Genomic DNA, 23,234 nt, shown 5'->3' with positions numbered 1-23,234 from the left:
AGGAGGAACCCGCCATGACCCAACACCGCCCACGCATCGTGGACCTCAGCGAGACGCCCCCCAACCGCCGGCGCGGCGGAGACCTGCGGGCGGTGCTCACCCCGACCTCCGTGGGTTCCACCAGCGGCTTCATGGGTCTGGCGATCATGGCCCCCGGTGAGTCGATCGCCGAGCACTACCACCCGTACTCCGAGGAGTTCGTGTACGTGGTCAGCGGCCGCCTCGAGGTCGACCTCGACGGCGAGGCCCACCCGCTGCGCACCGACCAGGGGCTGCTGGTCCCGCTGAACGTGCGCCACCGGTTCCGCAACGTCGGGGACACCGAGGCCCGCATGGTCTTCCACCTCGGGCCGCTGGCCCCGCGCCCCGAACTGGGCCACGTGGACACCGAGCAGGCCCCGCACCCGGAGAGCACCGCCTGGGAGCAGCCGCCGGACCGTTCGGGAGCGGTCTCGTGACCCCCCGGCGGGTGGCCGTCACCGGCGTCGGTGTCGTCGCGCCCGGCGGGATCGGAGTCCGCGACTTCTGGGACCTGCTCTCCAACGGCCGGACCGCGACGCGTGGGATCAGCCTCTTCGACCCGACCGGATTCCGCTCCCGGATAGCCGCCGAGGTCGACTTCGACCCCGCGGCGCACGGCCTCGAACCGGGCGAGGCGGACCGCGCGGACCGGTACATCCAGTTCGCCCTGGTGGCCGCCCGGGAGGCGGTGAAGGACGCGGGACTCGACCTCACCACGGACGAGGCCTGGCGGACCGGAGTCTCCCTCGGCACGGCCGTCGGCGGCACCACCCGTCTGGAGCACGACTACGTAGCCGTGAGCCAGTCCGGTTCCTGGTGGGACGTGGACCACAAGCGGGCCGGCCCCTTCCTGCACCGGGCGTTCACCCCCGCCACCCTGGCCTCCGCCGTCGCGGAGCAGACGGGTGCGCGGGGCCCGGTCCAGACGGTCTCCACCGGCTGCACCTCGGGCCTCGACGCCATCGGGTACGCCGTCCACTCCATCGCGGAGGGCCGGATGGACGTGTGCATCGCCGGCGCCTCCGACTCACCCATATCGCCGATCACCGTGGCCTGCTTCGACGCCATCAAGGCGACCTCGCCGAACAACGACGACCCGGCCCACGCCTCCCGTCCGTTCGACGCCGACCGGGACGGGTTCGTCCTCGGCGAGGGCGGCGCCGTCCTCGTTCTCGAAGAGCTGGAACACGCCCGCGCCCGCGGTGCGACCGTCTACTGCGAGATCGGCGGCTACGCCACCTTCGGCAACGCCCACCACATGACCGGGCTGACCGCCGAGGGGCTGGAGATGGCCCGCGCCATCGAAACCGCCCTCGCCCAGGCCGGCGTCGCCGCCGACGAGATCGACTACGTCAACGCGCACGGCTCCGGCACCAAGCAGAACGACCGCCACGAGACCGCGGCGGTCAAGCGGGTCCTGGGCGACCACGCCTACAAGACGCCGATGACCTCCATCAAATCCATGGTGGGGCACTCCCTCGGCGCGATCGGTGCGATCGAACTCGCGGCCTGCGTACTGGCCATGACCCACCAGGTGGTACCGCCGACCGCGAACTACGAGACGCCCGACCCCGAGTGCGACCTGGACTACGTCCCCCGCGTCGCACGCGCCCGGAAGCTGCACAGCGTGCTCTCGGTCGGCAGCGGCTTCGGCGGCTTCCAGTCCGCCGTGGTCATGACCCGGCCGAAGGAGGAGGTCTCGTGACCAGCCGTACGGTCATCACGGGCATCGGGGTCGTCGCGCCCAACGGCGTCGGCGCCGAAGCCTTCTGGAAGGCGACCCAGTCGGGTCTCAGCGTCCTCGACCGCGTCACCAGGGCCGGCTGCGAGCACCTGCCGCTGCGCGTCGCGGGCGAGGTACGGGGATTCGACCCCGGCGCCATGGTCGAGGACCGCTTCCTCGTCCAGACCGACCGCTTCACCCACCACGCCCTCGCCGCGGCCGACCTCGCGCTGGAGGACGCCCGCCTCGGCCGGGCCGACTACGAGGGCGACCCCTTCTCCGTGGGCGTCGTCACCGCCGCCGGATCCGGCGGCGGCGAGTTCGGACAGCGCGAGCTGCAGCACCTGTGGGAACAGGGACCGCGCTTCGTGGGCCCGTACCAGTCGATCGCCTGGTTCTACGCCGCGAGCACCGGCCAGATCTCCATCCGCCGCGGACTGAAGGGCCCCTGCGGGGTCGTGTGCAGCGACGAGGCCGGCGGCCTCGACGCCTTCGCACACGCCGAACGGGCGATCCGCCAGGGCAGCCGGGCCATGCTGGTCGGGGCCACGGAGGCGCCGCTCGCGCCGTACTCCATCGTCTGCCAGCTGGAGTACGAGGGACTGAGCACGCAGGACGACCCCGAGCGCGCCTACCGGCCGTTCACCGACAAGGCCTGCGGATTCGTCCCCGCCGAGGGCGGCGCGATGTTCGTCGCCGAGGACGAGGACGAGGCCCGCCGCCGCGGCGCCACCGTACGGGCCGTCCTGGCCGGCCACGGCGCGACCTTCACCGGCACCCGGCGACGGGACGAGTCCGGCGAGGGGCTGGCCCACGCCATCCGCGGCGCGCTGCGCGAGGCCGGCTGCGCCCCCGAGGAGATCGACGTGGTCTTCGCCGACGCCATCGGGACCCCGGAGGCCGACGCGGCCGAGGCGGCCGCCATCGCCGACGCCCTCGGCGCGTACGGGAGCAAGGTGCCGGTCACGGCGCCCAAGTCCGGTACCGGCAGGGCCTACTGCGCGGCACCCGCCCTCGACACCGCGGCCGCGGTCCTGGCCCTGGAGCACGGCATCGTGCCGCCGACCCCGAACGTCTACGACGTGTGCCACGACCTCGACGTGGTGACCGGCAGCGCCCGCACCGCGGAGCTGCGCACCGCGCTGGTGCTCAGCCGCGGCCGGATGGGGTCGAACTCCGCGCTCGTCGTCCGTAAGGGCTCGTAGGAAGAAGGGAGAACCAGGATGTCCGACCGACTGACCCTGGAGGAACTGGCGGCCCTGATGAAGAGGGCCGGTATCACCGTCGATCCCACCGAGCTGGCGAGCCGTCCGCACTCCGCCTTCGACGAGTACGGCCTCGATTCGCTGGGCCTGCTCGGAATCGTCGGCGAACTGGAGAACCGGCGGGGGCGGGCCCTGCCCACCGACGCCGACCGCTGCAAGACCCCCGGGGAATTCCTCGACCTCGTCAACCACAGCCTGATGACAGGAGCCTGACATGGCAGGACACACCGAGAACGAGATCACCGTCAACGCGCCCGTGGACGTCGTATGGGAGATGACCAACGACCTCCCCAGCTGGCCGCACCTGTTCAGCGAGTACGCGTCCCTCGAGATCCTCGAGGAGCAGGGCGACACCACCCGCTTCCGCCTGACCATGCACCCCGACGAGAACGGCAAGGTGTGGAGCTGGGTCTCGGAGCGCACCGTCGACCGCAAGGGCCTCACGGTCCGAGCCCGGCGGGTGGAGACGGGCCCGTTCGCGCACATGGACATCCACTGGCAGTACTTCAAGGTGCCCGGCGGCACCCGGATGAAGTGGACGCAGGACTTCGCGATGAAGCCGGACGCCCCCGTGGACGACACGTGGATGACCGACAACATCAACCGCAACTCCCCGATCCAGATGGCGCTCATCCGGGACAAGATCGAGAAGCGCCAGCGCGAGGGCCACGCCCCCGAAGTCAGCCGAGTCTGAGACGAAAGGAGGCACACCCGGATGAACCAGCCGCACCGCGCTCTCATCGTCGCCCGGATGGCGCCGGGATCGGCGCCCGACATCGCCGATCTCTTCGCGGGCTCGGACGCCGGTGAACTCCCGCACCTGGTAGGGGTCACGCGCCGCAGCCTCTTCCAGTTCGGCGACGTCTACCTGCACCTGATCGAGTCGGACCGGCCGCCCGGCCCGGCCATCGCGAAGGTCACCGAGCACCCGGAATTCCGGGACCTCAGCGACCGGCTGACCGCCTACATCAGCCCGCACAACCCGGACACCTGGCGCAGTCCGAAGGACGCCATGGCCCACGAGTTCTACCGCTGGGAGAACCCCGGCGCGAAGTGACCCGCGGCCCCCGGACGGGACCCGCACACCGAAGTGTGCGGGTCCCGCCGCGCGTTGACGCCCCACTGCCGGAAGGAGACCGGGCTGCGCGGCAGTTGGGCGAGCAGCACGGCATTTCGGGTAGTAATACCGCACGTTGCCGAGTCGGCGTCCGCGTCCGAGTCCGCGTCCGCGTCTGAGTCCAAGTCAATCCGAGCGCAGCCGAGTTGAGCTGAGCTGAGCTGAGAGCAGGAGGAGAACGGAATGAACCCCCCGACCGACAGCGACCACTTCCCGGTGGATCCGGCCCGTGCGCACGACGGCGATCCGGCCCGCAACTCCCTGCGCGTCCTCGTCCTGTCCGGGTCCTCCCGCACCGGGTCGGTCAACGCCCGCCTCGCCTCCCTGGTCGCCGACCTGGTGACCCGGGCCGGCGCCACCGCGCAGTCCGCGACGCTCGGCGACTTCCCCATGCCGCCGTACGACGGGGACGCGGAGGCCGACGAGGGCCTGCCGGAGGCGGCCCTCGCCCTGTGCGGGCGGATCGAGGCCGCGCAGGCGCTGGTCATCGCCTCGCCCGAGTACAACGCCTCCGTCCCGGGCGTACTGAAGAACGCCATCGACTGGGTCTCGCGCTACCGCCCGCAGCCGTTCAAGGACAAGCAGGCCCTGCTGGTCTCGGCCTCGCCCTCGATGGTCGGGGGCAACCGCGGCCTGTGGGCCCTGCGCGTACCGCTGGAACACCTCGGGGCGCGCGTCTACCCCGACATGTTCAGCCTCGCCAACGCGCACCACGCCTTCACCGAGGACGGCGCGCTCTCCGACCGGGGTCTCGGCGAGCGCCTCACCGCGACGATCGGCTCCTTCCTCGATCTCGTCGAGGCCGACACCCGCTACCTCTGCCTCCAGCGCCGCTGGTACGAGTTCCTGGGCGACCGCACCGACGCCCCCGTCACCTCACGCGCCCAGGACTGATCATCATCGGCCACGGGGCGTGAGCTATGTTGGAGCGTGAGTGACATGAGCTAGGGAGGCCCTCGAGTGTCATCGGGGCAGCAGGCCCGCGCACAAGCGGCTGCGATCACACGCGGGAGTCAGTCGTCCGAAGAGGTCCGCCCTCCGGCCGACCGGCTCCTCGCGCTCTTCGACGGCCGCCGCCTGTCACCGGGCCAGCGCCGCATCGCCCAGTACCTGATCGACCACCTCACCGAGGCCGCGTTCCTCTCGATCACCGAACTCGCCGAGCGCGTGGGTGTCAGCCAGCCCTCCGTGACCCGCTTCGCCGCCTCCCTCGGCTTCAGCGGCTACCCCGCCCTGCGCGACGTGCTGCAGCCCATCGCGCTCAGCGCGATCGCCGGAGCTCCGGACACCCGTGCGCAGATCCGCCGCAACGAGCTGCAGGAGGCCGTCGACGCCGAGATCGAGAACCTGGAGAACGTACGCAGGCTGCTCGCCGACACCGACCAGGTGCTGGACATCGGCCGTGAGCTGGCCGCCTCGGTGCCGCTGACCATCCTGGGCCTGCGCATCTCGGTCTCGCTCGCGGAGTACTTCGCGTACGCGGCCCGGCGCATCCACCCCGACGTACGCCTCGTGACCCGAGGCGGCAGCGTCGCCTTCGACGCGCTGCTGCAGTCCAGGGCAGCCGGCGGGACCTGGGTGCTGGCCTTCGCCATGCCGCGGCACGCCAAGGAGACGCTGGCCGCCATCCGCGCCGCCCGGAGTACGGGGCTGCGCGTGGTCCTGATCACGGATCCGACCCTGGGGCCGCTGGTGGACGAGGCGGACGTGGCGCTGACGGCGGGGACCGGGTCCCGGCTGGTTTTCGACTCGTACGCGGCCCCTGGGATGCTGTCCGCGGCCCTGCTGCAAGCGATGGCCGACGCGGACCCGGAGCGGACCCAGGCACGTCTGGAGAGCTACGAGCACGTGGCCGACCAGCACGGCTTCTTCCTTTAGCCCGTTTTGGCGTGCTCCACCAGGCGATATTCAGCCCTCGATGTGCATGAAATTTTTCATACTCTTGCTTACTCGACGGTATATATGTTTACTGACGACGGCGCTCCGGATCCACCAGATGCCAAGGAGGACCCCCATGTCCTCCCGAACGTGCACGCGGTACGACGAACCTCCTCAGGTCGCGACCGCGTGCCGGGTCCAGGCTTTCGGATCCCGCAGAGCGCCCATGGCGGCCTCGGTCAACCCCTGGGCCGAGGCCGCCCACCAAGAACGTCTCGATCAGAGTTCGACACCACTCGGAAGTGACGAGAATGCCTCAGACGGCCACGTTTACCCTCAGCCCTGACTGGCCCATGCAGGTCAAGGCGCCCGGGACACATGACTGGGAGCGCACGGCCACACGCTGGCTGAGGGACCTCCTCCCGGCCCGCTACGGCGGCTACCTGACGCTCACCCGTCACCACGCACTCCTTGCCCGGCACGTCCAGCTCCAGCTGCAGCACGAGATGCGCGCGGTGCGGGCGGCCCTCCAGACCAGCCGCGCCGAGCTGCCCACCATGGGCATCGCCGAGTCGGTCATCGAGAACTCCATCAGGATGTACGCCGTCGAGCTGGAGCAGCTCGGCCGGCTCGCCCGAGGCGCGCGCCTCGTGTCCGACGCGCTCCTCGTCGGCACCCCCGCCCAGCGCCGGCGCTGACCGGGCGCCCGGCCTCCGGGCTTCCCGGCCTCCCGGCCGTACCCGCTAGCGGGTGCGCTGAGTGGGCTGCCAGGAGCGGAGCCGGGCGGCCACCTCGAAGACGGTGGCGCGCAGTGTGCGGATGTCGGTGATGAGGTCGCGCCACTGCTCGTAGGTGGCGTCCACCGCCTCGCCGGAGGCCTCGATGTAGGCGACGGCGACCCCGTAGGCGAAGTATTCGTTGGAGTCCGGGAGCGGCCGGAGCAGCACGATCGCGTCGAGCAGCGCGGCCGCACGCCAGTAGGCGTCGGGGGCGTCCACTTCCAGACTGGGCGTGTTCACCCGGTGCCGGGCCACGGCGGCGACCAGGGCGGAGTGGTCGGCCACCGCCACGTCCTTGAACAGTGCCTCCTGCCGCTCCAGCAGCCAGCGGTGATCGATGTGCAGTTCCACGCGTCCGAGTATCCCCGCCCGAGGGCCGGCCGTGGGGCGTTTCGGGTCGGGCGGGGACGCGAGTGGTATTCGGCTGGGGCGGACGGGGCAGGACCGAAGATCCTGGATCCGTTCCGCGCGTTGTACGGCATCGGGGCGCAAGTCACCCCAGGGCGCGGTGAGTTGACGCACAGGCCGGGAGGGGGCTTCCGGGAGGCGCCGAGGGCTCCCGGATCTGATCGCCGCAGGGGTGTTCCGCCCTGGTGGCATTGCCTCCTACGGTCTGTGCAGCACAGTTCCGGACCAGGAGGCAGCGTGAAGCGCGAGATCGACATCGACCAGCTGGTGGCGGCGATGAAGGCGGTCGACGAGGCGGGGCGGCTCTTCGAGGAGGCGCGCACCGTGTACGAGGCGCGCGGCCTCAAGCGGATCAGCGACGACTTCAAAGTGGCGGGCGGCTCGGTCCAGACCCTGCAGGGTGCGGAGGAGATGGCCCTCGGGGCCCGCAAGTACCTCGCCGAGCTCGCGCTGATCGCCGGCTACGCGGCCGCCGGCCTCGAGGAGCGCGCCGGAGAGAGACCGGAGGCCGCCCGGGCCGGCTTCCCCGGGATCTCCGGCGGCGGCGCCCGGATGGCCCGCCCGCTGCTCGATCCGACCCTGGAGGGACTGCGGCTCCTGCTGGCCGTGGACTTCTTCGAGGCCGGCTTCAAGGCCGCGATCGAGGACGTCGTGAGGGCGGAGAAGGCGACCTACCCCGACCCCTCGACGTTCCGCATCCCCACCAGGGCCCCCCAGGCCGGCCGTACCCCGTAAGGGGGTGTCTCCCGGGGTGCCGGGACGGGCCGACGGGGCGAGGCTGGGGGTATGCATCATGCGCCCGTCGTCGTGCACCGGATCTTCCCTTCGGGGGGCCGGCAGGTGACCCTGCGGACCTCGAACGGGGAGGAGCCCCTGGGCCTGGCCCGCTCGGACGAGGACGTCATCGAATTCCTGCGCCGGGCCGGCATGCCGGACCCCGACGACGTGGTCCTCGGCGGTACCGAACTGCTGGACTGGGAGTGGGACACCCCCCACGTCTACGAGGCCGATCCGCCGACCGACGACCTCCCCTGAGGCCCGTCCCCTTCCCCTCGGGCGCGGCTCCCGCCTGCCCCCGCTGCCCCTCGTCCCTTCCTTGTCCCCCTTCTTGCCTCCCTCGGGCCCGCCGATCCGGTCAGCCGTGGTGCAGGGCCTCCAGGACGGCCAGATCCTCCTCGGACAGCCGCAGCGCGCCTGCCGCCACGTTCTCGTCCAGGTGGTCCGGATCGCCCGTGCCCGCAATGGCCAGTACGTGCGGCCCCCGCTGGAGCGTCCACGCCAGCCGGACCTGCGCAGGGCTCGCGCCGTGCGCCCGCGCGACGGCGTGCAACTGCGCGCTCTCGGCGCCGCTCGCGCCCGCCTGCCGCCCCGTGCCGGCGATGGAGTAGAAGGGTACGAACGCGATTCCCTGCTCGCCGCAGGTCCGCACGAACGCGTCGTGCTCGGGGCGCACCCCGATCCCGTACATGTTCTGCACGCAGACCACCGGCGCGATGGCCCGGGCCTCGACGAGGTGCTCGGGGGTGACGTTGGAGACGCCCAGGTGGCGGATGAGTCCGGCGTCGCGGAGCTCGGCCAGCGCGCCGAAGCGCTCGGCGATGGAATCGGTGCCGACGACGCGCAGGTTCACCACGTCGAGGTGGTCCCGGCCGAGCTGGCGCAGGTTCTCCTCGACCTGGCCGCGCAGCTGTTCGGGGGTGGCGTGCTCGGTCCACGCCCCGGACGGGTCGCGGCCCGGCCCGACCTTCGTGGCGATCACGAGGTCCTCCGGGTAGGGGGCCAGCGCCGTGTTGATCAGCTCGTTGGCGGAGCGCAGCGGCGAGAAGTAGAACGCGGCGGTGTCGATGTGGTTCACGCCGAGCTCGACCGCCCGGCGCAGTACCCCGATCGCCTGGCTGCGGTCCCTGGACACGGCGTCGTCCGCGTCCGCGAACGCCTCCCCGGTCTGCGCCAGGCGCATCGCGCCGAAGCCGATCCGGTTGACCTCCAGGTCGCCGAGGCGCCACGTGCCCGCCGCGGCTGCGGCCCCAGCCGCGCTTGTTGTCGTTGTCCGTGCTGCTGTTCGTGCCGGTGTCTGTGACGTCATGGCCGGATGATCCTCACCGGGTAGGCTGCCAGGCCATTGATTAGGACATGACTGAATCCTCGGGGTGGATGTGCTGGCCGAGCTGGCGTTTTCCGTGAGCGATCTGGCGCAGATGCGTTTCGCCGTCTCGCCGATGTGGGAGGTCGGGCCCAGCTACCGGCTGCTGGCCTCCGGGGCCGCCCCCCTCGTGCACCGGCCATGGGCCGAGCAGGTACGACCGCGCCTGGCGGCCGCCGGCCTCGACCGGGGCTGGCTCGCCGAGCTGATCCCGCCCTCGGGGTACGTACCCGACTTCCTCAACCCGGCGCCCACCGGCCCGGCTCCGTCCCTGACCGAGGAACTGGCCAGGATCCGTGCCACACCCGCGGACCGGATCCGCCGGGAGCTCGACCGCCTGGCGCAGGAGCAGGGAGGGCACGGTCCGCGCAGCCGGACCCTGTACGCCGAGCCGCAGGCGCGCGTGGTCCGGGTCGCGGAGGAGATCGAGACCTACTGGGAGCTGGCCCTGGCGCCGTACTGGGCGCGGATCCGCGCGGTTCTCGACGCCGACGTCTTCCACCGGGCCCGGCAGGCCGCCGAGCACGGCGCGGGGCGCCTCTTCAACGACCTGCACCCCTCGGTGAGCTGGGACGACAGCGCGCTGCGGCTGTCGCGCCGGCACCGGCCCCTGTCCCGTACGACGGCGGGCGCCGGGCTGCTGCTGATCCCCTCGGTCTTCGCCTGGCCGGTTCCTTTCACGCGCGTGACGCCCCGGGAACCACCCCAACTCGCCTATCCGGCGCGCGGCACCGGCGCACTGTGGGAACGCCGCCCCGTCGCCGGGGCCGAGGCCCTGGCCGCCGTACTCGGCCGTTCTCGCACCCGGCTGCTGACCGAGCTGGAATCCCCGGCCTCCACCACCGAACTGGCCCGCCGTACGGGGCTCTCGGCCGCCGGGGTGTCCCAGTACCTCACCGCGCTGCGCGAAGCGGGTCTGGTCAGCGCCCACCGGGCCGGGCGCTCCGTGCTCTACGCCCGCACCTCCGTCGCCGAGTCCCTGCTCGTTGCCTACACTCCAGGCGTGGAGCGGGGACGATCACAGGGAGGGGCACCGTGAGCGAGCGCCGGTGGAGCCTGGAGGAACACATCGTGGTGGACGCGGCACCCGCGCACGTCCACCGGATGGTGTCCGACCTGCGGAACATGGGCCGTTGGAGCCCGGAGTGCCGCCGCGTCTGGGGCGCCCGGCCGCCGGCCCGACCCGGCAGCCGCTTCGTGGGGCTGAACCGCAGGGGCCCGTTCGTATGGTTCACGACGGGCCGGATCAAGGCGGTGCGCGCACCGGCGACGGCGCCCGAGGCTGCGACGGTGGCCAAGGCTGCGGCTGCGACGGACGGGTCGGGCGAGTTCACCTTCGACGTCGGGATCTTCGGGCTGCCGATCGCGCGCTGGGGCTACCGCTTCGAACCGGAGGGCGAGGGCACGCGCGTCACGGAGACCTGGCAGGACCTGCGCACCGGCCGCGGTTCGCGCCTGACCGTGCTGCTCGGCACGGTGTTCGCCGGCACCGCCCCGGATCGCCGCATCGCGGTCAACTGTGCCGGGATGCGCACGACCCTGGCCCGCCTGGCGGCCGCCTGCGGCGGGGTCACGCAGCCCCGTCCTTGAGGGACCGGCCGAACTGCTCGTCGAGGACGGACAGCCGTCGCCAGTACTCGTCCTCGTCGATCTCCCCGGCGGCGAACCGCCTCCCGAGGATCGCGATCGGCGACCGCTCACCGTGGGAGACGGCCCCGCGGCGCCCGCGCCACACGGTTCGGCGCAGCACGGTGATGACAGAGACGACGACCGCCGCCCAGATCAGCGGAAGGAACAGGATCCAGGGGCCGGGCCCGTCGTGGGCCAGAGTGGTGAAGGTATCCATTGCGTTTCATCTCCTCGGGAGTGCGGACGCCGATTCGTCCCACCCCGAGACTCCCTCCGAGCCGCGCCCCACGTCGTCGTACGGCCGGCGGCACCGCACGTACTTCCGCGGTAGTACGGGACCGGCCGGCGGGCCCGTCGGTGGCGGGTGACAGGCTTGCGGGGTGCTGATCAATGGATACGAAGGCGGCCCGCTGGTGGTGGGGGAGCCGATGGTGACCCGCCGCGGCTTCTGGTCGAACCATCTGATGGGGGTGTGCGGTGAGGCGGCGGGTCCCGAGTGCCCGGCCCCGGAGCGGTTCGGCGAGGATGGCGCCGACGCCGATGCCCTGTCCGAGGCCCTCTTCGATCCCGAGCGCTGGCCGGTGTTCCGGATACCCGTGGCAGACGGTCCCGGCGTTGCCGTGGTCTACCGCAACCTGATCGGCGAGTACGGCGTCGACTGCCTCCTCACCGCTCCGGGGCGGGGCGGCATCCAGCAGATCGCCGGCAGGGGGACCGGCCTGACCTGGAGCGAACTGATCCACATCGCCGACGACCCCGCGCCCTCGGGGGCGCCGACGGCCGAGCCCGTGGCCGAGGCCGACGGTGTCGAGGATCCCGCCGCCCGCCTCCTGCTCCTCCTTCCGCTTCTCGACGACATGGACCTGCCGGCGGCGGCGCAGGCACGGCTCGGCGCGGCCCTGGCCGCGGTGGGAGCCCCGGAGGAGACCGCCCTGCAGACGGCGGAGCACCTGCTGGCCCACCTGACGAGGCATGCGGGACACGACCCCGCGTGGTCCTCGCCGCTGAGCGGCGGCGAGTGACCCGCGTGTCCGTGCGGCGCAACCGGTCCTTGCAGTACGGCGATATCGGCGGGCGGCCTGTCAGAGGTCGGTGCGAGGATGGCGGTGCGCTCCGGGAAGCGACCGGGGCGAGGAAATGAACAGGTTTCGAGCGGTCGGAGGCGGCATGGCCAAGGAATTCCAAGTGACGTACGACTGCGCCGATCCGGGCGCGCTGGCAGCGTTCTGGGCCCAGGCGCTGGGCTATCGCATCCCGCCGCCGCCCGAGGGTTTCCCCGACTGGACGGCTGCGCTGACGGCGTGGGGCGTGCCGCCCGAACGGCACAACGACCGGTCGGCCATCACGGATCCGGACGGCAAGGGGCCGCGCGTGTTCTTCCAGAAGGTCCCGGAGGGCAAGACGGTGAAGAACCGCCTGCACCTGGACGTTCGGGCGGCGCCCGGTCTCAAGGGGGACGAGCGGATGGCCGCGCTGGAGGAGGAGGCCACCAGGCTGGAGCGGCTGGGAGCGAAGCGGCTGTACCGACTCGAGCCCGATGGCGTGGACGAGGGGATCATCGTGATGGCCGACCCGGAGGGGAACGAGTTCTGCCTGGACTGAGGGCGCGAGCGGCAGCTCCACGTCCCCCGGAGCAGGGCGATCCATACCGGCACCAGCCCGCCGTCGGGCATCAATGTCGGTGGCACAGTGGGGCGTTCGGCTCCGGTCGCTCTGGGACGGCACGCCGACCCGACTGCCTGATCTTTGTGCCATCTGCCAGTACGGCCCTGCTGCCGGGTGTGGAGAGACTGCCGGGGTGTCCGGGGTGAGGACACCACAACGGGAGGGATTCACCATGAACGCGCAGGAAACGTACGACGAGATCGGTGAGGCGTTCGAGGGCTTCAAGGCTCTGCCGCTGGCCAGGTACGTGGAAGCGCCCAGCTTCCTCGGCATGGTCGGGGACGTCGCGGGCAAGACCGTGATCGACCTGGCCTGCGGCACCGGCTTCTACAGCCGTGAACTGAAGCGGCGCGGTGCTGCGGACGTGTTCGGCGTCGACATCTCCGGCGAGATGATCCGCGCCGCGGAAGGCATCGAACAGGCGGCGCCCCTGAACGTGCGCTACGCGGTCGGTGATGTGGCCGACCTGTCGCCGGTGGGGGAGCGGTTCGACGTGGCGACCGCGGTGATGCTGCTCAACTATGCGGAGACGGTGGACCAGTTCGAGTTGGTGTGCCGCAGGGTGCACGACAGCCTGAAGAGCGGCGGTGAGCTCTACATGCTCCACCAGACGCCGGACTACGACTTTTCCGGGCCGTCGCCGCGGCCGTACGGGTTCCTCACCGAGCTGACGGGCGAACAGAGCGGCACCGGGCCCCGGGTGAGGATCACCGCGCTGCTGGAGGGCGCCCCGATATCGTTCACCTCCGGCCTCGCGCGCCGCGAGGTGTTCGAAACCAGCCTGGCCAAGGCGGGGTTCAGCGAGATCACATGGGTGCCGACCGAGGTTTCGCCCGCCGGAATCGCTGCCTACGGTGACGAGTTCTGGGCGGACTACCGGGCCAACCCGGCGTTCGAGATGCTGCGCTGCCGCGCCTGACGCCCCGTCCGGCGCCTGTTGACGTCGCCCACCGGCCGGGCTCGATCGGAGGCCGGTGGGCAACGCCCGCCGTCCGGGAGGGCGCGGGAGCGGCGGCGCCCGGCCGGAGCGGGGGCCGGCCCGTCCGACGAGGAGGAGCTGTCGTGGGGTGGAGCCCGATGATCTACAAGTTCGTCGACGGCGGTGAGGTGCCGGTGCCGCCCGACACGGCGGTGGTACGTGCCGTGCTGGAACCGCACGACATCGGTGATCCGCGGCGCACGACGGGCGAGGACGGTTGGCTGGGCTTCTGGATCCGGGCCTCGGACGGCAGCGAGGCCGAGGTGTTCGCCGACGAGTACGGCATCTACGTGGAGCGCCCGCAGGCCGGCGCCGTGTTCGGCATCATCGCGGAACTCGCCTCCCGGCTCGGCGCGGTCGTCATCAACCCGTCCGGGCCCGGTGTCGTGTGCCGGGCGGAGGAGTATGCGCACCTTCCTGCGGACATGCGGGACGACGTGCTCGTCATCGAAATGACGGGCGAGGCCCTCGAGGCCGCTCTCACGGGACCCCGCCGCACCTGAGCGGGCATGCGGGCGAGGCGTGGGCCGGGCTGCGTGGTGGCGGGCCGTGTGAGGATGACCGCAGCCCGCCGAGGTGCGTGGGGGACGAAGGCACGACAGATGCGGTACGCCAACCTCGACGCGACGTCGGGCGGACTGGCAGGAGTCATCAGCCCGACCGCTTACCCGGATAGGCTCCCCTCGCTCGTCGACGCACCCGCCGGTCCCGCTTGGACGAACCTCCACACCGTGATCCTGGACGAGATCCTGCCGCACCCGCGCGGGTGCACGCACGAGATCGCGTTCCGTCCCGGCACGGACCGTAGGCCGGAACGCGGGTGCGGCCGTGTCGGCGTCGAGGCTCCTCAGTCCCTGCGGCCGGACCTCCATGCGTAGGTCCCGGTAGCGGTCATCACGACTTCGCTGGGCCACGTCGCTCGAACCTGGTCAAGTCGTCGATGGTGGTCATCGATCCAGCTCTCTTCCGGTGCGATCGCCAGTGCGACGGTCATGCGGTCGGGGTCCCGGAGCGACAACGACAACGTGCGGTGATCGAACATGAAGAAGTCGAGACTCAGCCCGCGGTCGCCCCCGATGGTTGCGCCCCCGCCCGGTGAGAGCTCGATCAGGTCGTTCCGCCAGTCGTCGAGGTCCTGCTGGAGTATGTAGAGCTCAAGTCTGGCATCGACGAAGCTCGCGGAGACCAGGACATCGGCTTGCAGAATGTCATGCCCCGTCGGCACTCCGGGCTGATAGCGGCCCGTCACGCGGACGATGCAGCGGTTGCCGTCCGCGTCGCTCAGATCGATCAGGTTCACGGGGGATGGTTCAGTCACGCCTGGTCTCGCTCTCTACTGGGCTGACCCGTATCCTCGCGCATCGTCGACAGGCCGATCGGGCTGGCCGGGTTGCGGCGCCTCCCGTCGGCAGAGCCCGCCGCTTGCCCGAAGCAAGGGCGTCCAGGCAGACGTTGGTGGCGATGCGCGGGCTGTCTCGTTGCCCTGCGGTCCTCCTCCGTCCTCCCGGAGCTTGTGGGGGAGAGGCGCGGAGGGGCGATGCCGGCAGGCTGGTCGAGCAAGCCGTTGGGGAACTGAGAGCCCTCGGCGGTTCCGGGGCCGCGCAGGGGTGCTCCCGCTGGCGCAAGCGTGTCCCCCGTACGGGGGCGAGAGAACGTTTCGGCCATTCCCGCCACGCTGTAGGGCGGGCCATGATCACGATGCCCGCCCGTTCCGGGCCCCCCGATGCCTGGTCGGCCCGCTCCTGACACTCAAGGTGCCGCTGCTCGCCTTCGTCCTGGTCACCGCGAACGGTTCCTACGGCAAGGCCGAGGTCGCCGCGCGTGGCGAGGCCCGGGCCCTCGACCAGCTCGTGGAGACCGCCTCCGGGGGCCTTAGGGCCGGCGTCCGGCCCAGGCCACCAGCCGGTCGATGGCCGGCGCCTCGGGGTCCACGGCCACCACTTGCGCGAAGGGGATCCGCCCGCCGCGGGTTTCGGCCGGCAGTGCGCGACGTACGACGCCGATCACACGCTCGATGAGGGCCGGGTCCCAGTCCGGCTCCTGTCCGGTCGCCCTGGCCAGGTCCCAGGTGTGCACAGTGAGTTCGTGGGTGTAGACGGCCGCGGCGGCCGCGCCGGGCAGGACACCCATCGGCAAGGTCAGCTGCCGGCCGAGGATGCCGGGATCCGCCCACACCTCGGCGACCTGACGGGCCCCCGGCACCCAGGCCGCCGCCCATGCGCCGTCGGCGATCTCGTCGGCGAAGGACGGGACACTGAACGGGTCCTCGCCGCGCCCGATCACCGAGATCCGCCGGACGACCGCGACGAGGTGGCTCGACAGTCGCCGTACGTCGAACTCCTCGCAGGGGGTCGGGGCGTCGTACTGCTCGGGCTGGACGGCGGCCAGCGTACGTCCCGCCAGGTCGACGGCCGCGGCGAGGTCGGTCCGCGGATCGAAGGAGATGGGGGCGGCGACGGTAACGGTGGCGTCGGACGGGGTCTCGATGAGCTGCTCGGTCTTGTTCATGAGTTCATCCTGGAAGCGAAAGTGGCCACCTTCTGGCCAGTTTCCCGAAGAGAATGAATGGCGACGACGCGGCACCCACGAAGGAGGAACAGGGCACATGAGAGCCGACCGGCTGGTGGCAACCCTGCTCTTCCTCCAAGAACGCGGCCGCGTCACCGTCGCCGAAGTGGCCGCCGAGCTGGAGGTGTCCGAGCGCACCGCGCGCCGAGATCTGGAGGCTTTGGCCGCGTCCGGCATCCCGGTCTACTCGCAGCGCGGCCGCGGCGGCGGCTGGTCCCTCGTCGGCGGGGCCCGTACCAACCTCACCGGGCTGACCGCCGACGAGATCCGGGCGCTCTTCCTCGTCGCCGGACCCCTGTCGGCCACCCCCGAACTGCGCACCACGGTGCGCAAGCTGGTCCAGGCCCTGCCGTCGACCTTGCGGGCGCAGGCCCAGGCCGCGACCCGCGCAGGGGTCGTCGACGCCACGGACTGGTCCCGCAACGCCGTCACCGCCGATGCCGCCCACCGCTCCGCGCTCCAGGGCGCCGTCGTGGACGGGATCCGCGTCCGCCTCGGGTACGCGGGCGTCGGCAAACCAGCCGGCGAACGCACCGTCGACCCCCTCGGACTCGTGGCCAAGGCGGGGGTGGACTACCTGGTCGCCGGTACGGACAAGGGCCTGCGCACCTTCCGGCTCAGCCGGGTCACCTCCGTCGAGCCGACCGGCGAACCGGTGGTCCGGCCGCCCGACTTCGACCTCGCCACGGCGTGGCGGACACTGTCCGGAGCCTTCCAGGACGGCATGTACGCGGTGACCGCGCGGGCCCGGGTCCGCCCTGACACGCTGGCCCTGCTGCAACGGTTCCTCGGCGGCCGCGTGCGCGTCGGCGGTCAGCTGCCCGACGGCTGGACCGAGGTGTGGGTCGACGGCCCGGCCGCCAAGGCCGTGGCAGGGCATCTGGCCGGGCTGGGAGCGCGGGTCGAGGTACTGGAGCCGCCGGAGGTAAGGCAGTGGCTGGCTCGGATCGCCGCCGAACTCACGGGGCTGTACGCGGGGGAAGAACTGCACGCACCGCACGGTCAGTAGTCGCTGTCCTCGACGCGCCGGTCGAGGCGTTGCCGTTCCTGTGGGATCTCGCGGTGACCGATTCCGTCACCAGCCGCTCCGGCGTGATCGCGTTGCTCCGGACGATCCTCGAACACGCCAACCCTCCAAAGATCGAGATGCAGTACGCGGCTCACCGTGCCGTGCTCGCAGGCAGGAGTACGGCGGCGGTACTGGCCCGTGATGAGGATGCCGCCGTTCGGGCAGCGGCTCGCGAGCTGCTGACCGCGATCGACAGCCACGTCTGCGAGTCCTGCCGTCCGGCCTGACGGCAGGCGGGCCTCCCCACACCCCTTTCACCGGACGCAGGTGCGCGGCCGGACAGCTGCGGCGTCAGAGGAGCAGGGCCCACGGGTCGTCGTCCGGTTCGGGGAGTTCGGGGTGGAGCATGGTGCGGACGCAGCGCTGCAGTCCCGTCTCGCCGGATCCGCCGGCGAAGACCATCCAGGGCAGGGCTTCCATGACGTGGGCGCGTTCGTCGGTGGCGAGGTGGTCGACGGTGGCGCGCAGGTCGTTGGGAGCGGCCCCGTCGGTGAGGCAGAGCCAGCCGATCGCGGCGGCCAGGCAGACCTCGGGCGCCTGGGTCCGGTCCCGCCACTGCTCTCGTACCCATGTGGTGGTCGCCGGGTGGGGGTGGGCGCGGGTGGCTTCGGCGGTGGCGAGGACGAGGGCGGCGCGGACGATCGGGTCCTGCTCGGCGGCGAGCCGGGTGCGGAAGGCGGTTCGGACCGAGTGGTCGCGGTCGGTGGCGGTGGCCAGGGCGTAGGCGGCGTCGATGCGGATGATGGGGTCGGGGTCGTCGAGGAGGGGTTGCAGGAGTGCGGTGTCGGCGGTGATCGCGGCTCGGGCGGCGGTGACCGACCAGCCCGCGGGGTAACCGGTCACCTCGACGCCGTAGTCGTCGTAGTCGTCGTTGTACCGGGTGTCGCCGCGGTGGAGGAGCAGTTCTTTGCGTGAGGCGACGCCGAAGTGGCCGGCGCGGGCCGGGGAGGAGGTCTCGGCGAGCGCGTCGGCGCGGTGCGGGTGGCGGGCGTCGGTGGCGATCCGGATCAGGAAGGGTACGGCGAGCGCGGCTGCGGCCCTCATGTCGTTGGCGCACATGCCGCCCACAACGCCCGTTCCGTCGCTGACCGGCGAGTCGCGGGTGTGGAGCAGATGCACGGCCTCCCTGACGCGATCCCCCTGCGGGAAGTGCGTCCAGGGGACTTCGTCGAGCAGGAATCCGTCCTTTGTCTCGGGCCGGACGCCGGCCACCACCGCCCGCACGTCGAACGGCCCGCCCGCGAGCGAGGACAGCTCAGCCCCGTCCACCAGCGCCTCGCACATCGCGAACGTCGGATCCATCCGCCACGCGTCCATGTCGCATCACCCCCCACATCGCAACGCCTGCTCGCCGCCGATCATGCCCGAGCGGACCGACAACGCGTCCTGGCACCTGTGAACGAACGTCTCCCTGAGGCCGGGTCGGAGGATCGCCGAGCGGGCAGGTCAGCGGGTGGCTGCGTTGCGCGCCGGTCCCGTCGCCGAGCAGCTCGACGATGCTGCCCATCTTCTCCGTACCGTGCTGGGTGGGGCGGCCGGTGGTCGCCATGGCGACGACGGCGTCGAGCCGGCCGTCTCCGTTGAGGTCGCCCAGCGCCACGGCCGCCGGGAAGGTGCCGGAGTCCGCCGATCGGCCGCCCCTGCTGGTGGTGCGTAGGGGGAGCGGCCGGCCGAGAGTTGCCGGATGCCGAGTCCCGGCCGGACTCCGACAGCCTCCCTGGCCCGCCGTGTGGGATGGATCCGGCGGCCCGGCCTGCAACCGGCAGTGCTGCGAGTAGGTGGCGAGCCGGTACCGAAGGGCAGGCCACGGTGGCGATGCCGGACGCTGTTGCCGGCCGCGCGCGTGGGGGCGCCCGCTCGAGTGGCCGGCCTGCTCGGTGGTCGCCCTCGGCCGGGTGCTGACGGTCTCCGTGGTCGCGTCCCTCAGCCGAGCCAGCCGGGGCGTACCAGGCCGGATTCATAGGCCAGGACGACCAGTTGGGCGCGGTCGCGGGTGCCGAGTTTGACCATGGCGCGGCTGACGTGCGTCTTGGCCGTGAGGGGGCTGACGACGAGCCGGCGGGCGATCTCCTCATTGGACAGGCCCATGCCCACCAGCGCCATCACCTCCCGTTCCCGGTCGGTGAGCCGGCCCAGCCCGGCTGCCGCGGCGGGCTGCTTCGAGCGGGCGGCGAACTCCGCGATGAGGCGGCGGGTGACGCCGGGCGAGAGCAGGGCGTCACCCGCGACCACCGCCCGGACCGCGCGCAGCAGTTCCTCCGGCTCGGTGTCCTTGACCAGGAAGCCGGAGGCGCCCGACCGGATCGCCTCGAAGACGTACTCGTCGAGCTCGAAGGTGGTGAGCATGACCACCCGCACGTCGGCCAGCGACCCGTCCTCGCCGATCCTGCGGGTCGCGGTGAGCCCGTCCAGCACCGGCATCCGGATGTCCATGAGCACGACGTCGGGGCGCAGCTCCGCCACCAGACGGACGGCCTCGTCGCCGTCGGCGGCCTCGCCCACCACCTCGATGTCGGGCTGGGCGTCGAGCAGCGCCCGGAACCCGGCCCGGACGAGCAGTTGGTCGTCGGCGAGCAGTACGCGGATCACAGCTCCTCCTCGGGCGAAGCGGCCTGCAGCGGGAGTCCGGCGACCACCCGGAAGCCGCCGTCCGCCTGCGGGCCGGCTTCCACGCTGCCGCCCAGGGCAGCAGCCCGTTCGCGCATTCCGATGAGACCATTCCCGCTGCCGTCCGAGACGCCGCCCGCGGCCGGACCGTCGTCGTCCACGCGCAGCTCCAGGACGTTCGGCTGCCAGGTGAGGCGGATACGGGCGGTGCGCGACCCGGAGTGCCGCATCACATTGGTCAGGGCTTCCTGCAGGATGCGGAAGGCGGCGAGGTCCACGCCGGGCGCCAGCGCTCGGGCCTCGCCGTCCACCGACACGTCCACACTCAGGCCGGCCGCTGCCGCCTGTTCCACGAGCTCGGGGAGACGGTCGAGACCAGGTGCGGGGGAGCGCGGTGCCTCGCCGGGAGAGCGCAGGGTGTCGAGGACCTGCCGCACCTCGCCCAGCGCCTCCTTGCTCGCCGCCTTGATGGTGGCGAGCGCCGTACGCGCCTGCTCGGGATCGGAGTCGAGCAGGGCCAGCCCCACCCCCGCCTGGACATTGATCAAGGAGATGCTGTGGGCGAGGACGTCGTGCAGTTCACGCGCGATCCGCAGCCGCTCCTCGTCCACCCGGCGCCTCTCCGCGGCCGCCCGCTCGGCCCGTTCGCGGGCCCACTGCTCCCGGCGTACGCGCACCAGCTCGGCGACGGCGAGCACCGCGAGCACCCATGCGGTGATGCCCACTTCCTGCGCCCAGGGCGTCGGGCCGTCCCCGGCGGGCGGGAGCCATCGGTAGAGCCAGTGCCCGATGAGCAGGTGTCCGGCCCAGAGCAGGCCGACGGCGCCCCAGGCGGCCCGGCGGTGTCCGGCGACGACGGCTGCGAAGCAGGCCAGGGCCAGGCTGAGGAACACCGGGCCGTACGGATACCCGGCGCCCACATAGACCAGGGTGATGATGCTGACCCCATACACCACGGCCACCGGATACCGATGCCGCACCACGAGCAGCGCGGGCCCGAGCAGCAGCAGGAGCCGGGCGAAGCCGTCCAGGGCCACCCGGCCGCTCTGGGCGTGCGCCGCCCACCCGGCGCCGATCTGTGCGAAGACGGCGACGAGCAGCGCGGAGCGCCAGGCCGGGCCCCGCCCGGTCCGCTCCACCCATCGCCGCCACGGGGGACCCGGGCGTTCGCGCAGCTCGTCCATACAGCCACGCTAGACCGCGCCTTCCGTCACCCGCGTCACCCCGGCGTAGCGTTTCCGGAGTACTCCCCACGTAGTACCCGAGCCACGGCCGAGGGCTGTGGCCGCGCCCGGACTCCGTCGCCGTGCTCGTGCCCGGCTCCGGGCGGCCGCACCGCGTCCGCGACGCCCTAGGGTGGTGGCGTGACGAACGCGAGTGCGAGCAAGAGTGGTGGCGACCGGGTGCTTTACGGCTGCATGGGCCTGGGCGGGAGCTGGGACCCCGACCCCTACGGGCCCGCCGACATCGATGCCGCCGAAGCGGCCGTCGGCGCCGCCCTGGACAGCGGGATCACCACCTTCGACCACGCCGACATCTACCGGCACGGGAAGGCCGAGGCCGTCTTCGGCGAGGTGCTCGCGCGGACCCCCGGGCTGCGCGAGCGCATCACCCTCCAGACCAAGTGCGGGATCCGGCTGGGCGACAAGGAGCGCCCGGGCATCTACGACCTGCGCGGCGAGAGCATCACGCGCCGCGTGGAGGAGAGCCTGGGCCGGCTGCGGACCGATGTGATCGACGTCCTTTTGCTGCACCGTCCCGATCCGCTGGCGGACGTGGACTCGATCGCCGCCGCGCTGACCTCCCTGCACCGGCAGGGCCTCGTACGGGCCTTCGGCGTGTCCAACATGGGTGCCGCGCAGATCGCCCACCTCCAGGCCCGTCTCGACGTACCGCTGGTGGCGAACCAGCTGGAGATGAGCCTGCACAGCCGGGACTGGGTCGAGGCCGGGGTCCTGCTCAACACGCCGCCGTCCGCCCGGAACGGTTTCCCTTTCGGGACGCTGGAGCACTGCCGTGACCACGGCATCCGCCTCCAGGCCTGGGGCGCGCTCGCGCAGGGCCGCTTCACCGGCCGCGAGCAGACGCCCGCCGAACTGGCCACCGCCGAGCTGCTGGCCGATCTGGCCCGGCAGAAGGACACCACCCCCGAGTCGGTCCTGCTGTGGTGGCTGATGAGGCACCCCGCCGGCATCGCACCGGTCATCGGCAGCGCCCGCCCCGAGCGGATCCGCGCCTGCCGCGACGCGGCACTGCGGGAGCCCGAGCTCACACACGAGGAGTGGTACGAGCTCTGGATCACGGCCCGGGGCGTGCCACTGCCCTGATCCCGGAGCAGGAGGGGGACAGCGGGTTCCCCCCTCACACACACGACGACACGCGGTCGGCCGGCTGCCGACACCCGCCGATACCGCCTCCCGCGCGCGGGCGCAACCGGACGGCGCCACGATGGAGGGAGGACCTGTACCTCGTGCACCTCGTACAGCTGTGGAGACCGCCATGGGCACGCACAAGCTGGGACCCGACACCACCGTCCTCGCCGACTGCCTGGAGGTCCCGGGCATCGGATTCCTCCCGGTCAACGCCTTCGTCCTGCACGCCGCACAGCCGGTGGTCGTCGACACCGGTCTCGGCCTGCCCGACCGGGACTTCCTCGACACGCTCGGCTCGGTGACCGACCCGGCCGACGTGCGGTGGATCTGGCTGACCCACCCGGACCGCGACCATACGGGCGGCCTGTTCGCGCTGCTCGAGGCCGCTCCCGCGGCGCGCGTGGTGACCACGTTCCTGGGCTTCGGGATCATGTCCACCGAGCGGCCGCTGCCCCTGGACCGGGTGTACTTCCTCAATCCGGGCCAGAGCCTGGACGTGGGCGACCGGACGCTGCACGCCTTCCGCCCCCCGCTGTTCGACAACCCGGCCACCGTCGGCTTCTACGACGACCGCTCGCGGACCTGCTTCAGTTCCGACTGCTTCGGCGGCCCCATGCCCACCGCGGACATCGCCATGAGCACCGACGTCGGCCATGTGCCCGCGGAGGACCTGCGGGCCTCCCAGCGGCTGTGGGCGAGCGTGGACAGCCCCTGGGTGCAGATGGTGGACCCGGACAGGTTCCTGACCACCGTGGACCCCCTGCGCACGATGGACCCGCAGACCATCCTGAGCACGCACCTGCCGCCCGCGGTGGGCCTGACCACGCAGTTCATCGACACCATCGCCGCGGTGCCGGGCATCGACCCCTTCACGGGACCGGACCAGGCCGCCCTGGAACAGATGCTCGCGGGCTTCGAGCCCGGTGGTCCCGCGTAACCTGCGATGCGCAGGAGCAGGGACGGATGCACCCCACTGAAATGCTGCGTCCTGTGGTGCGAGGTAATCTCCCC

At 72.0% G+C, this 23,234-nt stretch carries 30 protein-coding genes; 20 read left to right on the top strand and 10 right to left on the bottom strand.

Annotated features, from left to right (window positions below; translation table 11 throughout):
• Window positions 1–14: 14 nt before the first annotated feature.
• The 9 genes from OG753_RS05830 (at window position 15) to OG753_RS05790 (ending at window position 6,702) form a co-directional block, all read left to right on the top strand.
• The gene (locus OG753_RS05830) at window positions 15–458 is read left to right on the top strand and encodes a cupin domain-containing protein (protein ID WP_327260711.1); all 444 of its coding nucleotides are present in this window, start codon (window positions 15–17) and stop codon (window positions 456–458) included.
• Complete coding sequence (locus OG753_RS05825) at window positions 455–1,726, top strand: beta-ketoacyl-[acyl-carrier-protein] synthase family protein (RefSeq protein WP_327260710.1); 1,272 nt, start codon at window positions 455–457, stop codon at window positions 1,724–1,726. Before OG753_RS05830 ends, OG753_RS05825 begins: the two co-directional genes overlap by 4 nt.
• The gene (locus OG753_RS05820) at window positions 1,723–2,949 is read left to right on the top strand and encodes a beta-ketoacyl synthase N-terminal-like domain-containing protein (protein ID WP_327260709.1); all 1,227 of its coding nucleotides are present in this window, start codon (window positions 1,723–1,725) and stop codon (window positions 2,947–2,949) included. Before OG753_RS05825 ends, OG753_RS05820 begins: the two co-directional genes overlap by 4 nt.
• An 18-nt stretch (window positions 2,950–2,967) precedes the next feature.
• Complete coding sequence (locus OG753_RS05815) at window positions 2,968–3,222, top strand: acyl carrier protein (protein WP_327260708.1); 255 nt, start codon at window positions 2,968–2,970, stop codon at window positions 3,220–3,222.
• 1 nt (window position 3,223) lies between these two features.
• Entirely contained in the window at window positions 3,224–3,703 is a 480-nt protein-coding gene (locus OG753_RS05810) for an SRPBCC family protein (RefSeq protein ID WP_327260707.1), read from the top strand.
• Window positions 3,704–3,724: 21 nt separating this feature from the next.
• Window positions 3,725–4,066: a TcmI family type II polyketide cyclase gene (locus OG753_RS05805; protein WP_052873447.1), complete on the top strand. Its 342-nt coding sequence runs from the start codon at window positions 3,725–3,727 to the stop codon at window positions 4,064–4,066.
• A gap of 321 nt (window positions 4,067–4,387) precedes the next feature.
• A complete protein-coding gene (locus OG753_RS05800; protein WP_327266648.1) occupies window positions 4,388–5,020 on the top strand; it encodes an NAD(P)H-dependent oxidoreductase in 633 nt (210 codons plus the stop codon).
• A gap of 66 nt (window positions 5,021–5,086) precedes the next feature.
• Window positions 5,087–6,004 carry a MurR/RpiR family transcriptional regulator gene (locus OG753_RS05795; RefSeq protein ID WP_327260706.1) on the top strand — a complete coding sequence of 306 codons (918 nt, stop codon included), beginning with the start codon at window positions 5,087–5,089 and terminating at the stop codon, window positions 6,002–6,004.
• A gap of 311 nt (window positions 6,005–6,315) precedes the next feature.
• Window positions 6,316–6,702: a hypothetical protein gene (locus tag OG753_RS05790; protein WP_030725700.1), complete on the top strand. Its 387-nt coding sequence runs from the start codon at window positions 6,316–6,318 to the stop codon at window positions 6,700–6,702.
• Window positions 6,703–6,747: 45 nt separating this feature from the next.
• Here OG753_RS05790 and OG753_RS05785 read toward each other — a convergent pair whose 3' ends face one another.
• Window positions 6,748–7,134, bottom strand: coding sequence for a toxin Doc (locus OG753_RS05785; RefSeq protein ID WP_327260705.1), 387 nt, complete (start codon window positions 7,132–7,134; stop codon window positions 6,748–6,750).
• A 294-nt stretch (window positions 7,135–7,428) separates the two neighbouring features.
• Here OG753_RS05785 and OG753_RS05780 point away from each other — a divergent pair, with 294 nt between their 5' ends.
• Together OG753_RS05780 and OG753_RS05775 are read left to right on the top strand one after the other, a co-directional pair.
• Window positions 7,429–7,926 (top strand): hypothetical protein, encoded by a 498-nt coding sequence (locus OG753_RS05780; RefSeq protein ID WP_405787431.1) that lies wholly within the window; start codon window positions 7,429–7,431, stop codon window positions 7,924–7,926.
• A 51-nt stretch (window positions 7,927–7,977) separates the two neighbouring features.
• Window positions 7,978–8,226, top strand: coding sequence for a hypothetical protein (locus tag OG753_RS05775; protein ID WP_327260703.1), 249 nt, complete (start codon window positions 7,978–7,980; stop codon window positions 8,224–8,226).
• Window positions 8,227–8,326: 100 nt separating this feature from the next.
• On the opposite strand, the gene OG753_RS05770 is transcribed toward OG753_RS05775, so the two are convergent.
• The gene (locus tag OG753_RS05770) at window positions 8,327–9,277 is read right to left on the bottom strand and encodes an oxidoreductase (protein ID WP_327260702.1); all 951 of its coding nucleotides are present in this window, start codon (window positions 9,275–9,277) and stop codon (window positions 8,327–8,329) included.
• A 112-nt stretch (window positions 9,278–9,389) separates the two neighbouring features.
• Here OG753_RS05770 and OG753_RS05765 point away from each other — a divergent pair, with 112 nt between their 5' ends.
• Both OG753_RS05765 and OG753_RS05760 read left to right on the top strand, forming a co-directional pair.
• Complete coding sequence (locus OG753_RS05765; protein WP_405792554.1) at window positions 9,390–10,373, top strand: DUF5937 family protein; 984 nt, start codon at window positions 9,390–9,392, stop codon at window positions 10,371–10,373.
• Window positions 10,370–10,924: an SRPBCC family protein gene (locus tag OG753_RS05760; RefSeq protein ID WP_405787429.1), complete on the top strand. Its 555-nt coding sequence runs from the start codon at window positions 10,370–10,372 to the stop codon at window positions 10,922–10,924. Before OG753_RS05765 ends, OG753_RS05760 begins: the two co-directional genes overlap by 4 nt.
• Here OG753_RS05760 and OG753_RS05755 read toward each other — a convergent pair.
• Window positions 10,905–11,180, bottom strand: a complete 276-nt coding sequence (locus OG753_RS05755) for an SHOCT domain-containing protein (protein ID WP_327260700.1) — start codon at window positions 11,178–11,180, stop codon at window positions 10,905–10,907. The genes OG753_RS05760 and OG753_RS05755 overlap by 20 nt on opposite strands.
• A 163-nt stretch (window positions 11,181–11,343) precedes the next feature.
• Between OG753_RS05755 and OG753_RS05750 the strand changes: the two genes are divergently transcribed.
• The 4 genes from OG753_RS05750 (at window position 11,344) to OG753_RS05735 (ending at window position 14,110) form a co-directional block, all read left to right on the top strand.
• Window positions 11,344–11,985 (top strand): hypothetical protein, encoded by a 642-nt coding sequence (locus tag OG753_RS05750; protein WP_405787427.1) that lies wholly within the window; start codon window positions 11,344–11,346, stop codon window positions 11,983–11,985.
• Between the two features lie 145 nt (window positions 11,986–12,130).
• Complete coding sequence (locus OG753_RS05745; RefSeq protein ID WP_327260698.1) at window positions 12,131–12,565, top strand: VOC family protein; 435 nt, start codon at window positions 12,131–12,133, stop codon at window positions 12,563–12,565.
• Between the two features lie 235 nt (window positions 12,566–12,800).
• Entirely contained in the window at window positions 12,801–13,547 is a 747-nt protein-coding gene (locus tag OG753_RS05740; protein ID WP_327260697.1) for a class I SAM-dependent methyltransferase, read from the top strand.
• Between the two features lie 143 nt (window positions 13,548–13,690).
• Window positions 13,691–14,110, top strand: a complete 420-nt coding sequence (locus OG753_RS05735) for a hypothetical protein (protein WP_327260696.1) — start codon at window positions 13,691–13,693, stop codon at window positions 14,108–14,110.
• A gap of 344 nt (window positions 14,111–14,454) precedes the next feature.
• On the opposite strand, the gene OG753_RS05730 is transcribed toward OG753_RS05735, so the two are convergent.
• Window positions 14,455–14,907: a DUF5959 family protein gene (locus OG753_RS05730; protein WP_405787424.1), complete on the bottom strand. Its 453-nt coding sequence runs from the start codon at window positions 14,905–14,907 to the stop codon at window positions 14,455–14,457.
• A gap of 572 nt (window positions 14,908–15,479) precedes the next feature.
• Window positions 15,480–16,115 carry a TIGR03086 family metal-binding protein gene (locus tag OG753_RS05725; RefSeq protein WP_405787423.1) on the bottom strand — a complete coding sequence of 212 codons (636 nt, stop codon included), beginning with the start codon at window positions 16,113–16,115 and terminating at the stop codon, window positions 15,480–15,482.
• Window positions 16,116–16,212: 97 nt separating this feature from the next.
• Between OG753_RS05725 and OG753_RS05720 the strand changes: the two genes are divergently transcribed.
• Window positions 16,213–17,184, top strand: coding sequence for a helix-turn-helix transcriptional regulator (locus OG753_RS05720; RefSeq protein WP_405787422.1), 972 nt, complete (start codon window positions 16,213–16,215; stop codon window positions 17,182–17,184).
• On the opposite strand, the gene OG753_RS05715 is transcribed toward OG753_RS05720, so the two are convergent.
• The 5 genes from OG753_RS05715 to OG753_RS05695 form a co-directional block, all read right to left on the bottom strand.
• Window positions 17,178–17,444, bottom strand: a complete 267-nt coding sequence (locus tag OG753_RS05715; RefSeq protein ID WP_405787421.1) for a hypothetical protein — start codon at window positions 17,442–17,444, stop codon at window positions 17,178–17,180. The two genes, OG753_RS05720 and OG753_RS05715, sit on opposite strands and share 7 nt — an antisense overlap.
• Before the next feature lie 91 nt (window positions 17,445–17,535).
• Window positions 17,536–18,561 carry a hypothetical protein gene (locus tag OG753_RS05710; protein ID WP_405787420.1) on the bottom strand — a complete coding sequence of 342 codons (1,026 nt, stop codon included), beginning with the start codon at window positions 18,559–18,561 and terminating at the stop codon, window positions 17,536–17,538.
• Window positions 18,500–19,003 (bottom strand): hypothetical protein, encoded by a 504-nt coding sequence (locus tag OG753_RS05705; protein ID WP_405787419.1) that lies wholly within the window; start codon window positions 19,001–19,003, stop codon window positions 18,500–18,502. The genes OG753_RS05710 and OG753_RS05705 overlap by 62 nt, the downstream gene beginning before the upstream one ends.
• A 164-nt stretch (window positions 19,004–19,167) precedes the next feature.
• Window positions 19,168–19,833, bottom strand: a complete 666-nt coding sequence (locus OG753_RS05700; RefSeq protein ID WP_405787418.1) for a response regulator — start codon at window positions 19,831–19,833, stop codon at window positions 19,168–19,170.
• On the bottom strand, window positions 19,830–21,035 hold the full coding sequence (locus OG753_RS05695) for a sensor histidine kinase (protein ID WP_405787417.1): 1,206 nt from the start codon (window positions 21,033–21,035) through the stop codon (window positions 19,830–19,832). Before OG753_RS05695 ends, OG753_RS05700 begins: the two co-directional genes overlap by 4 nt.
• Before the next feature lie 180 nt (window positions 21,036–21,215).
• Between OG753_RS05695 and OG753_RS05690 the strand changes: the two genes are divergently transcribed.
• Both OG753_RS05690 and OG753_RS05685 read left to right on the top strand, forming a co-directional pair.
• Window positions 21,216–22,178, top strand: a complete 963-nt coding sequence (locus tag OG753_RS05690) for an aldo/keto reductase (RefSeq protein WP_327260688.1) — start codon at window positions 21,216–21,218, stop codon at window positions 22,176–22,178.
• Between the two features lie 172 nt (window positions 22,179–22,350).
• The gene (locus tag OG753_RS05685; protein WP_327260687.1) at window positions 22,351–23,160 is read left to right on the top strand and encodes an MBL fold metallo-hydrolase; all 810 of its coding nucleotides are present in this window, start codon (window positions 22,351–22,353) and stop codon (window positions 23,158–23,160) included.
• The last annotated feature ends 74 nt before the right edge of the window (window positions 23,161–23,234 follow it).

This window comes from Streptomyces sp. NBC_00029 (assembly GCF_045160505.1).
GTDB lineage: Bacteria > Actinomycetota > Actinomycetes > Streptomycetales > Streptomycetaceae > Streptomyces.
Note: the sequence above shows the minus strand (reverse complement) of the source record. Positions and strands in the feature narration are given on the sequence as shown.

Excerpts from the sequence above, each read along its gene's own strand:
- OG753_RS05830 (WP_327260711.1), top strand. The coding sequence starts at position 15 with ATGACCCAACACCGCCCACGCATCGTGGACCTCAGCGAGACGCCCCCC.
- OG753_RS05815 (WP_327260708.1), top strand. The coding sequence starts at position 2,968 with ATGTCCGACCGACTGACCCTGGAGGAACTGGCGGCCCTGATGAAGAGG.
- OG753_RS05810 (WP_327260707.1), top strand. The coding sequence starts at position 3,224 with ATGGCAGGACACACCGAGAACGAGATCACCGTCAACGCGCCCGTGGAC.
- OG753_RS05805 (WP_052873447.1), top strand. The coding sequence starts at position 3,725 with ATGAACCAGCCGCACCGCGCTCTCATCGTCGCCCGGATGGCGCCGGGA.
- OG753_RS05790 (WP_030725700.1), top strand. The coding sequence starts at position 6,316 with ATGCCTCAGACGGCCACGTTTACCCTCAGCCCTGACTGGCCCATGCAG.
- OG753_RS05775 (WP_327260703.1), top strand. The coding sequence starts at position 7,978 with ATGCATCATGCGCCCGTCGTCGTGCACCGGATCTTCCCTTCGGGGGGC.
- OG753_RS05770 (WP_327260702.1), bottom strand. The coding sequence starts at position 9,277 with ATGACGTCACAGACACCGGCACGAACAGCAGCACGGACAACGACAACA.
- OG753_RS05765 (WP_405792554.1), top strand. The coding sequence starts at position 9,390 with ATGCGTTTCGCCGTCTCGCCGATGTGGGAGGTCGGGCCCAGCTACCGG.
- OG753_RS05755 (WP_327260700.1), bottom strand. The coding sequence starts at position 11,180 with ATGGATACCTTCACCACTCTGGCCCACGACGGGCCCGGCCCCTGGATC.
- OG753_RS05745 (WP_327260698.1), top strand. The coding sequence starts at position 12,131 with ATGGCCAAGGAATTCCAAGTGACGTACGACTGCGCCGATCCGGGCGCG.
- OG753_RS05740 (WP_327260697.1), top strand. The coding sequence starts at position 12,801 with ATGAACGCGCAGGAAACGTACGACGAGATCGGTGAGGCGTTCGAGGGC.
- OG753_RS05725 (WP_405787423.1), bottom strand. The coding sequence starts at position 16,115 with ATGAACAAGACCGAGCAGCTCATCGAGACCCCGTCCGACGCCACCGTT.
- OG753_RS05720 (WP_405787422.1), top strand. The coding sequence starts at position 16,213 with ATGAGAGCCGACCGGCTGGTGGCAACCCTGCTCTTCCTCCAAGAACGC.
- OG753_RS05710 (WP_405787420.1), bottom strand. The coding sequence starts at position 18,561 with ATGGACGCGTGGCGGATGGATCCGACGTTCGCGATGTGCGAGGCGCTG.
- OG753_RS05695 (WP_405787417.1), bottom strand. The coding sequence starts at position 21,035 with ATGGACGAGCTGCGCGAACGCCCGGGTCCCCCGTGGCGGCGATGGGTG.
- OG753_RS05685 (WP_327260687.1), top strand. The coding sequence starts at position 22,351 with ATGGGCACGCACAAGCTGGGACCCGACACCACCGTCCTCGCCGACTGC.